The 15,358-nt window shown below is 37.8% G+C and carries 12 protein-coding genes; 11 read left to right on the plus strand and 1 reads right to left on the minus strand.

The window, feature by feature from the left end; all coding sequences use genetic code 11:
* The first annotated feature begins 83 nt into the window (after positions 1 to 83).
* Positions 84 to 1,937 carry a hypothetical protein gene (locus tag ABJG98_RS01595; RefSeq protein WP_348277704.1) on the plus strand — a complete coding sequence of 618 codons (1,854 nt, stop codon included), beginning with the start codon at positions 84 to 86 and terminating at the stop codon, positions 1,935 to 1,937.
* Positions 1,938 to 1,974: 37 nt separating this feature from the next.
* Positions 1,975 to 3,822: a DUF3857 domain-containing protein gene (locus tag ABJG98_RS01600; protein WP_348277705.1), complete on the plus strand. Its 1,848-nt coding sequence runs from the start codon at positions 1,975 to 1,977 to the stop codon at positions 3,820 to 3,822.
* 54 nt (positions 3,823 to 3,876) lie between these two features.
* Here the strand turns inward: ABJG98_RS01600 and ABJG98_RS01605 are convergent, their stop codons facing one another.
* Positions 3,877 to 5,178, minus strand: a complete 1,302-nt coding sequence (locus ABJG98_RS01605; RefSeq protein WP_348277706.1) for a hypothetical protein — start codon at positions 5,176 to 5,178, stop codon at positions 3,877 to 3,879.
* 413 nt (positions 5,179 to 5,591) lie between these two features.
* Between ABJG98_RS01605 and ABJG98_RS01610 the strand changes: the two genes are divergently transcribed.
* The 9 genes from ABJG98_RS01610 to ABJG98_RS01650 all read left to right on the plus strand — a co-directional run bounded on the left by ABJG98_RS01610 (position 5,592) and on the right by ABJG98_RS01650 (position 15,315).
* Positions 5,592 to 5,939 (plus strand): hypothetical protein, encoded by a 348-nt coding sequence (locus tag ABJG98_RS01610; protein WP_348277707.1) that lies wholly within the window; start codon positions 5,592 to 5,594, stop codon positions 5,937 to 5,939.
* A gap of 411 nt (positions 5,940 to 6,350) precedes the next feature.
* Complete coding sequence (locus tag ABJG98_RS01615; protein ID WP_348277708.1) at positions 6,351 to 9,866, plus strand: PKD domain-containing protein; 3,516 nt, start codon at positions 6,351 to 6,353, stop codon at positions 9,864 to 9,866.
* A gap of 3 nt (positions 9,867 to 9,869) precedes the next feature.
* Positions 9,870 to 11,096, plus strand: a complete 1,227-nt coding sequence (locus tag ABJG98_RS01620; protein ID WP_348277709.1) for a hypothetical protein — start codon at positions 9,870 to 9,872, stop codon at positions 11,094 to 11,096.
* 28 nt (positions 11,097 to 11,124) lie between these two features.
* Positions 11,125 to 11,484, plus strand: coding sequence for an MmcQ/YjbR family DNA-binding protein (locus ABJG98_RS01625; RefSeq protein ID WP_348277710.1), 360 nt, complete (start codon positions 11,125 to 11,127; stop codon positions 11,482 to 11,484).
* Positions 11,485 to 11,769, plus strand: coding sequence for a GNAT family N-acetyltransferase (locus ABJG98_RS01630; RefSeq protein ID WP_348277711.1), 285 nt, complete (start codon positions 11,485 to 11,487; stop codon positions 11,767 to 11,769).
* 101 nt (positions 11,770 to 11,870) lie between these two features.
* Entirely contained in the window at positions 11,871 to 12,671 is an 801-nt protein-coding gene (locus ABJG98_RS01635; protein WP_348277712.1) for an energy transducer TonB, read from the plus strand.
* A 63-nt stretch (positions 12,672 to 12,734) separates the two neighbouring features.
* The gene (locus tag ABJG98_RS01640; protein ID WP_348277713.1) at positions 12,735 to 13,421 is read left to right on the plus strand and encodes an SGNH/GDSL hydrolase family protein; all 687 of its coding nucleotides are present in this window, start codon (positions 12,735 to 12,737) and stop codon (positions 13,419 to 13,421) included.
* A gap of 96 nt (positions 13,422 to 13,517) precedes the next feature.
* Positions 13,518 to 14,330 carry a hypothetical protein gene (locus ABJG98_RS01645; protein WP_348277714.1) on the plus strand — a complete coding sequence of 271 codons (813 nt, stop codon included), beginning with the start codon at positions 13,518 to 13,520 and terminating at the stop codon, positions 14,328 to 14,330.
* Positions 14,323 to 15,315, plus strand: coding sequence for a glycosyltransferase (locus tag ABJG98_RS01650; RefSeq protein WP_348277715.1), 993 nt, complete (start codon positions 14,323 to 14,325; stop codon positions 15,313 to 15,315). The genes ABJG98_RS01645 and ABJG98_RS01650 overlap by 8 nt, the downstream gene beginning before the upstream one ends.
* Positions 15,316 to 15,358 lie beyond the last annotated feature (43 nt).

Here is a 15,358-nt window from a genome sequence, read left to right on the forward strand (position 1 = left end):
TGATTTACATACATTTGAGGAACCTAATACCATCGCCGGATTTCGTCCAAATTTTCATAGATATATTTATTTAATCCTTTATTATGAGATTGATTTTTCATTTGCTGGTGATCGTTTCACCTTTAATTCTGTCAGCACAAAAAAATGTTAAGTTCGGGGATGTTTCGCTCGCGGAACTCCAATTGCAAGTATACGATCAGGACTCTTCCGCCAGCGCCGTGGTACTCTATGATAAAGGTGAATTTAAGACTAACGGAGAGTTTACAAGGCATAGAAGAATTAAAATTCTCACCAATGCAGGTAAAAGTTATGCGAATCTGGCTCTTAATATTCCTAGCAAGGGTAACATTAGCGCCTTTGTTTTCAATTTAGAAAACGGACAGATTGTGAAGGAGAAACTTAATAATTCTTCAATTTATTCTGAAGAAATATTTGATGGATTCCATATTTATAAAATCTTTCTCCCAAATGTTAAAGTTGGTAGTGTTATAGATATCCGCTACATGCATTACGGCATACCATTTGAATGGCGATTTCAGGAAACAATCCCCGTTGTTTACAATGAGCTAAAATTAGAGCGAACTCAATATGTAATATTTGAAAAGCAACAAAGAGGCTTTGGCGAAATTGAGAAAATTGCAGAAAATCATTATAAAGCAGAAAATGTTCCAGCATTTGTCATAGAACCAAATGTGTCACACTATTCCAATTATATAACCAAATTTGAATTTCAGCTCACTAAAATCACAGTCCCTGGTTATTTCTATGAAAATATTAGCACTTCCTGGCCATCCATCAGCGAAGAACTTATGGAACATTATCGGTTTGGCCAAATCATTGAAAACTCCGGATACCTCAAGGACTCAATTAAGATTTGGAATAAAAAGTTGACAGAAGATGAAAAAATACACAAGGCTTACTACCACATGCGTGATGAAATAAGTTGGAACAATCAAAATCGACTCTTTGTCAGCCAATTTCAAAACAAGAAATTGAAAAACGAAAAACAGGGAAGTTCTGCTGATATTAATTTGACCCTCATAGCAATGCTTAAGGCGATGGATGTGGAAGTCTACCCGGTCATTTTAAGCACTAGAGAAAATGGCCTATTAAATCCGTTAATTCCTAACCTTTGGAAGGTAAACTATGTCTTGGCATATGTAATAACTGACAAAGGCGGTATTTATTTAGATGCATCCGATAAGAATTTGGTTCCAGGGTTGATTCCTCAGAAATGTTTGAATGGGAATGGATGGTTGATACTTGGTTCAAATGATGGTCAATGGGTTTCGTTGAACTCATCAAATGTTGCTGAAACCTATCAGATGGTTAATATTTTTATGACAGATGTCCAATCACCTGTCGCAGAGGTATCTCAGAAAATATCAAGTTTGAAGTACCTTGAATGGATCAAACGCTATAAAGAATTTGAATCTGATGACAGATTTAGAATTCATCTAAAAGATAAATTTCAAGTAGATGTAGAGTCTTATCAGTCAAAGATTAAACCAGAAAAAGCAATTGTGACAGAAGTTTTTAATGCCGACTTGGATGAGGCTATAATAGACTTGGGTCAGGAACTATTACTGGATCCTTTCGTTTTTTGTGGTTTTGCAAGCAACCCATTTAAATCAGTTGATCGAACGGCTCCCATTGATTTAGTATCAAAACTAAGAGAACGATCAACGATCAATATTACGTTGCCAGATAATTTGATAGTTGGTGAACTTCCAAAATCCGAGGCAATATCAACATTGAATAAGGGAATTGTATTTGTGGTAAACTATTCCCAATTAGGCAATAAACTACAAATACAATATACTTTCGAAATAAATGAGACTGTTTTCCCGCAGGAAGACTATCAAACCCTTAAAAATTTCTACAGTCACATAATCGATAAAATCGAGCAACCGATTCGATTTGTAAAAAAAACCTAGCACAAATTATTCTCAGTTAAGCAAGCTGATCATAATAATGAAAAATCTACTCTACATAGTTTTAATTTTATGTATTCAAGAAGCGACGGGCCAGGCGCGAGAATTTGCAAGAATTAATAAGGAAACTTTGACAGTAGATATAAAGGGTCAGGAACGCCTCCAGGTTACCAATGAATATTCCATTACTATTTATAATGAAGCTGGCTATTCAAGTGCTCACTTCATTGACTATGAGGATCAGTTTCGAAAACTGTCATCCTTTGTTATGATCATCAGAGATAAGGCAGGAAAAAAAATCAAATCAATTGGATCTGGTAAGATTATGAGGTTTTCACTTTCTCAGTCATTTGAAACAGGCGATGCAAACTATGTGGCAGTTGATCCAGAGTACAAAAATTTCCCTTTTACCGTTGAAGTTACTGCTGTTTTTGATCAAAAAGGTTTTTTGAATTTACCGACTTGGATTCCTCGGGATCGGTTCAATGTTTCTGTTGATGCAAGCACACTGAAAGTAGTTATTCCTTTTGATTATCGATTAAGGTTTAAGGAGGAGAACCTTAAAAGTCATAATGTGGAATCTATCAACAAAGGAAAATCTAATCTTCATTCTTGGACTGTAAAAGATTTATCCGCGGTTGAGCGCGACGTGACTTATAAGTCATTTATTGAAGATCAACCTAAGGTATACCTGGCGCCAAGTTCCTTCGTACTTGATGGATATGTAGGTAAAATGATTTCTTGGGAAGGATTTGGTGATTGGTTCTTAGAACTTAATCAAAATAGAAATACTTTGCTGCCAGGAACCATGAAAATGCTGGATGATTTGCCTAATGATGATGTCGAAACTACGGTAGCTACCCTATATAAGTATATGCAAGACCGTACAAGATATGTATCCATTCAATTGGGAATCGGTGGGTTTCAGTCTCTTCCTGCCAAATTTGTAGATGAAAGAGGATATGGAGAGTGTAAGGCCTTGACTAATTACATGAAGGCTATGCTTCATTATAAAGGAATAAAGTCTAATTACATCCTGGCAAAAGCTGGTCAGGATGCTTCGAATATCAAAAACGAATTTCCAAGCAACCAGTTTAACCATGTATTTCTTGGTGTGGTGGACAATCAGGATACCATTTTTTTGGAATGTACAAGTCAAACAATACCTCCAAATTACATTGGAACATTCACAGATGACAGGCATGTGCTTTGGGTAGATAGCGCCAGAAGCCAAATCATAAGAACCCCAGTATATGATGAAAATGAAAATGTGCTTAAAAAAAATGCGAATCTAAATCTGGATGAAAATGGTAATGCCAACCTAGATCTTGATGTTAATTACAACGGTATATTTTTCGATAAATCTTCTTTGTTTAACACGTATACAAGTGAACAATTAGACGACTATAATCTTTCACAATTTGACTACAGAGACTTTACAATAACAAATTTTGAAGTCGATCAAAATGTTAATCTGGCAGAGTTAAATTGTAAATACACATTAGAGATTCAAAACCTCGCCAAGAAAGTCGCTGATCGGTTAATTCTTGTTCCTGCAATGTTACAGCCAATGGATTTCTACATCCATCCAAATGAGTTTACTAGATACCTCGAAATCCGAAGAGGGTTTACCTTAGATGAAACTATTATAGTTGATTTGCCTGAAAATTTCAGAGTTGATGTTAAACCTGAATCTGAAGCAATTTCAACACAATTTGGAAATTATGAGATAAATATTTCATACGAATTAAATAAGATTCGCATCCTTAGGAAGGTAATCATTAAAAAAGGCTCTTATGAGGCAGATACGTTCGATGCTTTTTTAGATTTTAAAAAGAAGATTGAAAAGTTAGACAATCAAAAAATTGTGCTTGGTAAAAAAACTTAATTTAACCTCCTATCGATGAGTCATGTTAGTAGATCACAGCGGAGGATCAAAAACTTAGTCAAATCTAATTATAGCAAATTGACCATTATTAAGATCGTAATTTGAAAAATATAAATTATTTCCAAGGCTAAATGTTTTTTGAAAACTTGCCGATTGAACCTCCGAAAAGTATCTAAAATAATTATCGTAAATAAACTGAGAATTTTGTTTTTTTGGAGATAGCTCATCATGAGATATTGGAAAAAGAAGCCACCCTTCAAAATATGTTTTTTCTCCAGGCTTAATTTCAGAACTTTCTACTGATTTTTGCCCTCCTAAAGCGATCATAATCTCATTACCAATCTTATTTACAATTATTCCTGCATAGCATTCTGATAGGGTAGATATTATATTGCTCATGCTTGTGTTAACTAGGAATTCATCACCATACAAGAAAGTGTTATTCCACGATTCGTATGCTGATGTAATAGTCCAGTCCATAAGTTTTTCTCCTTCTAATGAACTCGCCTTTAAGGCTATCCCATCTGAACAATATCTAGCAGTGAAAATTAAATTACCTGCAATAAATGAATTAGTGTTTTGATTAGTACTTATGCAGAATCCAGGATAACTAACCTTTTTTAATGAATATTTTTTTTCAGATAGTGAAATTGAAATAAGACTTGTGAAGCTATTGTTTGAATCAATTGTGATATGAACATTTGATTTATTAATAAATATCTTCGATGAATTGATCGACTCGAGCTTTCGTAATTCCAGCGAATTATTAATTGTTATTATGTCATTCGTTAGCAAATTTGAATTTATCGTTCCCGTCTGATCGAGTTTACTTTTTAATGCTTCGTAAAGTGAAGTCTCTAATTCATTTGAATTGGAGAAATCAAGTGACCATTTCTCCTTCAAGAAAACAGCGTTAAAGCAGTAAAAATTTAAGGTCGATGAGTTTTTAGTCACCGTCAGAATATAAAAGTCATTCATCGTTGAGAATCTCGAAATCACTTCTTCATTGCTGGGTAGCTTTAGGTTTACTCTGCCATACCTTTGTGTGTTTTTTTCAGTTCTAATAAGTTGGAAATCTATGTATCGATTTTTCTTTTCAATATAGAATGTAATGTCTGAACCATCAGATATGGAGTATCCGACTATATTTTTATTGTTTAATCCCTTTATGTTGTAGGTAGATATTTCGCTTTTTGGGTTAACCGGAATGAGGTTTATTGATTCTTTATCGAACACTGCAATTTTCGGGTTCGATGTATCCAATAATAAAGACTGACCTTTCCCAATTAATCCAAGATTTTCTTCTCTAACAACTTCTTGAGCCTTTGAAGAAAAATTAATTATTAGAACAACCACAAGGAAGTTGAGGAATTTTATTGAGGTTTTCTGTAGTGTATTTCTCATAGCTCAAGCATTTCATGATCAAATCGAAATTCGACCTTTTCTATATTTAGTCTGTTAAAAAAATGATTTTGTTCAGGATATAAGCCCTAAGTAAAACGACTTTTAAAAATATAAATAAATAAGATTATCATGATGGTTTGATATAAAAATTGAGATTGTATGTTAGATATTTTAATGGTAGCTGACATTAGAATGTGATTATTGATGCTTGTTTAAAAGCTCATTTAGAAATTGTCATTGTATAGAAAGGTGTAGCAACAAACTACACGAAGAGACGGAATTATTTCAAAGGAGCCAGCGCAGGTATTGGAGTGGCTGCTGAAGGTGTCATATGCAAGCGGTAAAAGCATTCTAAATTTAAGAAGATGAATTTTAAGAAAATTATTCAAGTTGGTGGAGTAATCACCATTGCTGGATTGATTGTAGGTACAATCTTTAACAAGATTGAACGAAGTAAAATTTATGATTTAGAATGCTTTGGCGTAATAGAGGATATTAGAATTAGTGATGAAAGAGCAGCTCCATACTTTCTAATTAATGGTGAATGGAGGTACTTAAGTTTATATGGTGTAAATATGGTTAGCGAGACAGAAAAATATGATTCTGTAGCTAAATCTAAAGGGGAGAAAGTTCTGTATTTGTATCGAAAAAACGATCTTAGAAGATATAGGTTAGTGCTTGAAACAACGCCTCAGAAACTGAAACTTCATTAATAGATTCTTATTAAACATTCGAAGCCCGCAGCTCGGACATTCTTGTGATTGCTAGAAATTGATTTGAGTTAGGTACGAGCTACAAGCTCGCACCAGTGTGGTTCTTAAACCCCAATTAGATGTGCGGGCGTCCACAAGAAGCAGACACTAGGCGTACGCATTTGCTACGCCTTTATATTTGCCTATCTTCCATAGCAAACAAAGCAATTTAAAGATTGAAAGGATATCGAAAGACGTGAGTGCGACATACCCCTGGAGAAGGATATCGGTAGCACATGAAAGATTCTTGATTTGGCTTTATTTTCCTTTCAATTACGCTTGCTCACATAACGGAAATCCCGTAAGTTTGAAACACTTTTTTTGGCATCGGTAACCTATTTTATTTTGCCTCCTTTTCATCATTGAATCCTTATGAAATCATACATTATTTCAGCAATGCTTTGCATTGCAACCATCTCATTTTCTTATGCTCAAACCTTGCCATCACCTGCATCTCAGGGGATCATTGGTAGTCAAAACAGTAACGGGGGTCTGTTCACAGGCAGTACCACTATAGGTGTGCCATTGTTTGCTGCTACTGCCAATAATGGAGCAACCATACCCGTGTCATTGAGCTACGGAACTTCAGGAATAAAGGTGGGACAAGTAGCTACCCCAGTTGGGCTTGGCTGGAACTTAAACGCCGGAGGTACTATTACGCGTGTGATCAGAGGGATTCCAGATGAATATGCCAGTATGGTAAATGATCCAACAGCTCTTAATCACACCAAACTTAATAATATACTTACAGGCAAAAAGGATGGTGAGAAAGACTTGTTCTATCTCAGCTTTCCAGGTGGAGGTGGTCGTTTCATATTTGAAGGTGATTTTAATGAATACTTGTTGCAAGATGTATGGTGCAACGATGCCTATACAGATTTGCAAGACTGCCAGCAAAACTGCTCTGGAGAAGCTTGCCAGTCGAACTGTCATGACTATACCATGTCGAGACTGGCTTGTGACAATACTTTTAGCTGGTCCAATTTTCAAACCCTTCCATATTCGGATATCAGCATTACTTATTACTTTGATGGCTTTACAGATGGCTACTGGGAAGTGACTGATATGCGAGGCGTAAAATATACGTTTGCAACAACAGAGACGACAACATCGAATAGTACGGAACCGGGTGTACTTACCTATGACCCAGCTAACGCATATGATTATGTATCATCCTGGCACTTGACATCTATCACCTATCCAGATTTGCCAGCAAGTCATGGCATCACATTTACGTACTCTGATTCGGTAAACTTGGTGCAGGAAACATTGAATAAGAAAAGCTACGCTACTGCACCAATATCTGGTGGGTCGCTAACTTTTGAGCATACAGAAATTGTGAGAAGCAAGACCGAAACTGGTGTTAGGTATCTGGAAGGTATTCATTTTACAAAAGGAGATATTGCATTTGGCTATACAGATGAACGCGACGACCTGCCAGGCGCGAAGCGACTAGCCTCTGTGACCTTGAGTGATAAATTGGGCAATGAGGTAAGCACGTATTCGTTTGTCCAAAACTATTTCTCCTCTCGATATTCTTACCTACAGGGAGGCACAAATCCAACGGTGAATAGACCAGAATGTAGCCGCTTAAAACTTGAATCTATATACAAGGACGGTGGCTTTGTACAGTCTTTTACCTACCGAAACGAATTGGATTATGTTCCAGGGTCAGGCATCAACTATTATGAGCTGCCACCACGAGACTCTTATTACACAGACCATTGGGGATATAATAATGCAGGGGATCACCAGGGAACTACCTTCGTACCTTATCCTGCGATAAATGGCGCCTCAACTGAGGAGCGTCCTTCCGCATCATTTACGATAGCTGGTATGGATAAAGACGCTACTGCATATACCCAGGCCAACATCTTAAGTAGAATAAATTTCCCAACTGGTGGATATACTCAATATACGTACGGCAACCATGCTTCCGGCGGCGGCGTGCGATTGGAGCAGGTAGAAACTTTTAATGAGCAGGACGTCAGAGTAGCTGGCAACTCTTTTGCTTATTCAGAACCAGCTGCTTTTTCAAACCCTGTCTATCACCGTACGGAGGATTTAGATTATGAGATAGGTTCAATTCCTTCAGGAAGAGATCGACTGGCTATTTATGAACAGTCGTTATCCAGTGTTTTTGATTTGAATGGAACATCCATTGGATATGGAAAGGTAACTGTGAGCGACCTGATGCGTGGGAATAAGTCAGATCACTACTTCAACAATGATTTACGATTGGACCTGGTAAAACCAGACAAGCATACTTATACAATTGCGGATGATGGTTCATTTATTGATCGTGGAGCTATTACTGATTCGAATCTTGCACCTTTTTCAACTAATTCATTGCTTTTTTATGATCGTGGAAGCTATGATCGAATGGAAGTTTTTGGCGAGGAAGATGCCATAAATCCTATTTTGGTTAGAACGTATAATTATGAGAGCATCAATTCAACTCCCTACTACACGATCCCGTCATTAGCTACAGAAGTAAAAAAGGATTTTGGCAGTTCTCAAGACGTCATGGTTTCCCAGTACGATGTTGTGGTGAAAACCTTTCGGTTGTTATCAACAACAGAAACAACTTATGAAAACGATGGAGAGGTATCGACAACCCGTTTAATCACTTATCACAATAATTTTCCTACACTTACAGCACAGGTAGATGCCAATAATAGCAGGGGTTATAATTCAAAATCATTTTATTCTTATCCGATAGATATTGGAAGCAGTACGAAACACCACATTGGCGCATTAAATACAATGATGTCAAAAGGAATGAATGGGGTCGTGGTACAGTCTGAATCTCAGGTAAATTTTGAAGGTACAGTATATGAAACAACTCAGGTTTCGTTAACCAGATTCAAAAGTGAACATTCACTCATTGTACCTCACCAGCAATTCACACTACTTGAAACACCAAAAAGCAACTGGTCGGAAGCGGATCTTACAAAGATCAATGAATACCTGGATTATGATCCTAATGGATTGTTATTAAGTAGAAAAGGATATGACCAGGTGACAGTCAATATTGAATATGATGCTTATGGGTTTCTCGAGAAAACCATAGTAAATCCTGGGACATCATACGAAAGAGAAACCATTTATGATAATAAAATGCTGGTAGGTTTGAATCAAATAACTGATGCCAATGGACGAAAGGTCAGTAATGAGTATGATGATAGAAATCGCTTGTTGCTTACCAGAGACAATGATGACAACATCACTGCCAGGTATAGATATCATTCTGTCAGCGATAACAATGAGCTGAATGCTGAGATCGCGGTGGATTGGCATCTGGATGGAAATTATGAAGACAGAAACCATCAATTCTCCCTTGAAACTATCAATTGTCCTTACGGTGAATGTAGCTATTCTTGGAATTGGGGAGATGGATCGGGCAATACTGCTGGCACCCAAGCGAGCCATGCATATGCCAGTGGTGGGTCATACCAGATCAAAGTCACCATATCAAATCCAGAATATAATGACGCTGTTATTATCACTAAGAACATCAGCATACAAGCACTTGAGTATTGGACCTTATCAATGAACGGACCATCTGAGCATTGCATCTACGATAGCAATGCTCCTCAGGATTTCGGTACGATTATAGGAAATGGAGTTTCTACCTGTTCTCCAGGTGGACAGTATACCTACGCCTGGTCATATCAGTACAACAGTTCTGGAAGTTTCGTGCCGTTTGGAACTGGTCAGCCGTCTGAGTCATGGCCCCAAAATACAAACGTGACAGGAAATCATAAAGTAAGAGTAACGGTGACCGATCAATGTAACAGAAGTTTAACGGTTACTAAAGATTTTGATATCATTGATTCTGGCAATGATTGTAGCTCAGGTGGTGGAACAGGCAACCCGCCAGAGTAGCAAATGTGGCGGTTAGTTTTTATTTATCTGTTTTTTGGTAGTTTTTCATCAAACGCCCAAATCAAGTTTGACGTCAAAGTCTCTGATAAGCACCTGAAGAAAGTGGAGCAATCAGATGACGCAAAATCTAAGCTCAAAAGCTACAAAGAGTTTTACCGAAAGGATAGCATCAAGGCAGCAAAGAAGGCCTGGAAAGACTATAAGAAAAACAATAAAGACAGCCTTAAGTCTGTAGGCAAGTGGAAGGAAGCCAAAGCCCATCAAAAAGAGCTTCTTCTGGGAAGATATCAACTTAAGAATCCAAAAAAGTATTTTGTAGACCCATCGCATTTCGGCGCTCCAAAAGACTCAATGGATTGGGCAATCCGGCAGCTTGCACGCAATGAAGATTTTGTCCAGGTTCAGAAAATCTATGAAGCCTACGGACAATATGATTCCGCCTATTTAGATCAGTTCCACCCCGATTCAGTTAAATTAGATAGTGCCACCCTTGCCAGTAGGTTTGATATGAAAAAACGACTCGAATCCTACCTACCTCCCGACATGGCCAAAGAAAGTGATTTCAAAGTTGCAGAGCAGATGAAGTACGGTGCAGTTAATGAATACGGTCAGATCATGAAAATAGATCGATCTGGGGTGTCTGACTTCTTTGAAAACATCTCACCTGAGGAATTCACTAAATCTCAACTTTCGCTTAAAACGGCCAAAGAAAAATATGCCATAATACCGGATCTGTCAAAAGAAGAAGAAGGAATCAAGCGTAATTCTCTAAAAGGAACACCCTTAAAAAATCGATTATTCATCAATGGTAATATCACCATTCAATCAACAATTCCGATCATTTTTGATTCCAATATTCAATTAGGATATAAATGGAATAAAGCATTCTCAATGGGTGTTGGCCTGATCATTCGCGAGCAATTGAGCAATCGGGATTCCACCTCATTGACCGGAGATGCACATGGCATCAGTTTATTTGCAAATTACGACATCATGAAAGGATTTTTTCTATACAGTGAATATCAGTTAGTGAAGAACAAATCGCTTTTTCAGGAATCAAGCACAAGCACAAGTTGGCAGTATGCTGCATTAGCAGGAGCAGGAAGACGATTCATCATATCGCGTAGAATGAGCTTAAGCGTATCGTTACTTTATGATTTCAACTACAAGAACAATACCCTAAACCAACGACCACTTACTCCACGAATTGGATACAATATTTCATTTTAGTTGAACAACAATTCTTAAATTGTACTCAATGAATATTGAAGAATTCAGAGACTATTGCATTACTAAGCCCGGAACTACAGAAGAAACGCCTTTTGGTCCAGATACGCTAGTTTTCAAGGTTTTAGGAAAAATGTACGCCCTTACAGGCATTGATACATTCGAGTTTATCAATCTGAAATGCGATCCGGAATATGCCATGGAGTTAAGGGAAAAGTATGATGGATCCATTCGGCCCGGCTATCACATGAACAAACAACAATGGAACTCTGTCTATACAGACGGAGTTGTTCCCGATACGTTGATCAGGCAACTGATAGATGATAGCTATGATTTGATTGTGGCTAAACTTCCTAAAAAAGACAAGGAACAATTAAAATCACTCAAGTAGATGAATTTAGAAATTCAAAATGAGGAAAATGAATCCAAGGGAGCTTATTTCTACAAAAGAGGCACAGAAAGAGTTGCAGAAATGACTTATTCCATTGCTGGAACCGACCGAATAATTATCGATCATACTGAAGTAAGTGATGCTTATCGTGGGGGCGAACTCGGACAGAAGCTAGTAAGAAAGGCGGTAGATGATGCTCGGCGAAAAGGAATCAGTATTGTTCCATTATGCCCATTTGCACGCTCTGTATTTAACAAAAATGAAGAATTGAGGGATGTCCTTTAAGGCATTTTTATTTGATGTTAATCAACTCTGAACCTAGCATAGGTCATAATTAAAGCATCTGATTATCAATAGGTTTACTAGTGTATAAAACCTCATTGATTATGAAGACCTCAGAAAAAAAAGATTCTTCAAACCTACATCTGGAGGCGATCCAGGAACTCTCAAACACTAATCAGCAGATAGTAGCCAAAAATAAAGAGCTCGAACTTTTTCAAGGAATTCTGGATATTAAGAATGAGCGTAGAGAAAATGATATTGCTTTACGACCCTTATTTCTAAATACAGGAATGGTATTGAGTTTACTGTTTGTCATCGTTGCAATTAATTGGAAGTCCTACAATGATAGTGATATTGTTGATCTGGGGAAAGTTGAAACAGATACCAACGAAATAATCGAAATACCTATTAGTAATCAGGAGCCACCACCACCACCTAAACAAGAAGTATTCAAAATCGAGGAAGTGAAGGATACCGAGATCATTAAAGAGATAAATATCAGCCTGGATGTAGAGGTAACTGAGAATGAATCCATCGAAGAAGTCGAAATTACGATTGATGATCAAATGGAAGAGAAGGTAGATGAGGTATTTGTTATTGTAGAGCAAGAACCTATGCCTGTTGGTGGTTTTGAGGCATTTTATTCCTACTTAGGAGATGAACTAAACTATCCGGCAAAAGCCTTAAGATTTGGAGTTTCAGGTCCGGTTTTTGTGCAATTCATCATTGAGAAGGATGGGAGAATCACAGATGCGCAAGTAGTAAAAGGCATAGGTATGGGGTGTGATGAGGAAGCCCTACGGGTAATTAAGGCTGCACCTTCATGGATACCTGGAAAGCAACGTGGTGTCTATGTACGTGTGAAAAAGATCATTCCGGTTAGGTTTACGCTTGCTGATGAGTGATTGAGGAAGGGATTTAAAGACGGTTTTCAGTCAAAATCCTTATTTTGCATAAAATCCCTAATCATGCGTTTCTTTATCGTTTTATGCTTCCTTATTTTCACCGCTTGTGCCACTCAAAAAACTGATTCTATGCCCGAAAATGGATACGTGCACTTAGCGCTTGGAGACTCTTACACCATAGGTGAAGCTGTGAATGTAAATGAAAGGTGGCCTGTTCAGTTGGCTCGTCGTTTACGCAAAGATTCGATTCAGGTAGATCCAGTAATAGTGGCAACTACAGGTTGGACCACAGATGAATTGGTATCAGGAATAGTGAAAGCAGACGTAGAAGGCACTTACGATTTTGTATCACTTCTTATAGGTGTTAACAACCAATACCGCGGATATCCCATCGATCAGTACGAACGAGAATTTAAAAAACTCCTCGATCAGGCCATTCAATTTGCGGGAGGTAATCCTTACAATGTAATGGTAGTCTCAATCCCAGATTATGGCATAACACCATTCGCCCAAAAGAAAATGCTCGATGCAAAGAAAATTTCGAAAGAATTGGACAATTACAATGCTATTGCAGAAAAGATAGCTAAGCTGAGAGATGTAAAATTTATTGACATAACTCCCGGATCAAGACAAGCAAAAGATAACCCTTCTTTGATAGCCTCAGATGGGTTACATCCCTCTGGTGAAATGTACAAAATGTGGGTAGATAGAATGTATGAACATGTGTTTAACAATCTTTCGTCCAGATAAATCTACTAAAAGTTCTATTTCGTCGTTGATTCATAGGTATATGATAAAATACACCTATTTTTGATCCAAATCACTGCTTTGTCACACTCAATCTCAATGAAGAGGCTGTTGCTCATTTTGTGTTATGCATCTTTAATGTCCTGCCAAGACAAGGTGATATGCCCTGCATTTCAGAGTACTTACATTTTGGATGATTCCACACGCAATGCATACTTTTCTTACGTTTGGCAACTTGACGAAAATACGCGCGCGCAATACCTCGCCACACAGCAAGGTGGTAACACTGAAGATACGCTAGGAGTTGTAGCACAGCCAAAAACTGATTATTATGCCTATGCAGGAGAAAAGGTGGTCCCATGGAGGGTTCAAAAGAAATCCAAGTATGGCATAATCAAACAACCCATCTACCCAATAAAGAGCTACCAGATGCGTACAGCTCCAATGGAGAATGTATTGGCTCCGGAACCAATCTCCAACAACTTCGTCGCATCCGACTTCTCAGATTCACTTGGTGTAGATTCTTTGACTATCGCAATGGATTCACTTTCACTTGATTCTGCAACCGTGAAGCCTGTAGTTGCCAAAGAAGAAACCAAATACTTATACGAATACGACCCGAGCGACAATTTCAACGTAGAGCAGGAATACTATAACAAATACTTTGGAGAGAAATTCATAGACAATCGTCCTAAACCAGAGCCCGTTCCTGTAGCCACAGATTCATTGGGTAACCCTTTGCCCGATTCACTTCAAACAAAAGAACCATTCTTCAAAGGATTATTCAAGAAGAAGAAAAAAGAAGAAACACCTCTCGATGATACACCAGAGGAAGCGACACCGCCTGAACCGGAAGAAGGAACCACCGAGGAAAACGGAGAAGAAGGTGGTGAAGAAGGAGGGAATGGGTAATTCCAAACCACTAGTCTCTATCATCCTTCCATTTTATAATGCGCCTTATTTGAAGGAAGCTATCGAAAGTATCCTCAGTCAAACATATCCCAATTTCGAACTTATACTGGTTGATAACGGAAGCACAGATCAATCAAAAGAGACCGCAGAGTCCTTCATTAATCATCCGAATGTAATTCTAATAAATGAGTCTGAAAAAGGAGTCGTACATGCAGCTAATAAAGGTATTGAGCTGGCAAGCGGGGAATTTATCGCTCGCATGGATGCCGATGACATATCTTATAAAGACAGGCTGGAAAGTCAGGTTCAAATGTTTAATGATGATCCTTCGGTTGGTGTAGTCTCCGGATTGATATCATATTTAGGAAATTCAAAAAATGAGGGCTTCATTCATTATGTTGATTGGCTGAATTCAATAAAAACAGCTGACGAAATCAATCTCAATCAGTTTGTAGAATTTCCATTGGCAAACCCAACACTGATGTTTCGTCGGGAGATATTTGCTCGATATGGGGGATTTAGAGATGGAGATTTTCCAGAAGATTATGAATTCTTTCTTCGGCTGCAGTCCTCACAAATAAAAATGACAAAAGTTGATGAAACGGTACTTTCCTGGCGAGACACGGAAACGCGGCTGACCAGAACAGATCCTCGATATTCACAAGACGCCTTCTTCCGATTGAAAGCTAAATACCTTGCCAAATGGCTGGCTCTCAACAATCCATTCCATCCGTACATCTTCCTTTGGGGTGCAGGCAGACGCGCTCGAAGAAGGAGTGATTACCTACTGTCAGAAGGGATAAAAGTGATTAAATACATTGATTTGAAAGACAATGATAAAGTGATGCATTACAAGTCAATCCCTGATCCATCTGATGCGTTCATAGTGTCATATGTTGGAAGTCGAGGTGCTCGGACTGAGATTCGTAGTTTCTTGAATGGAAAAGGATTCAATGAAGGGAATAATTACATCATTGCCTCTTAATAAATCTAAAAATTTTAGTATTTAATATTTTTTACTAAATTTA

Origin of the sequence: Ekhidna sp. (genome assembly GCF_039960695.1) — a bacterium.
GTDB lineage: Bacteria > Bacteroidota > Bacteroidia > Cytophagales > Cyclobacteriaceae > Ekhidna.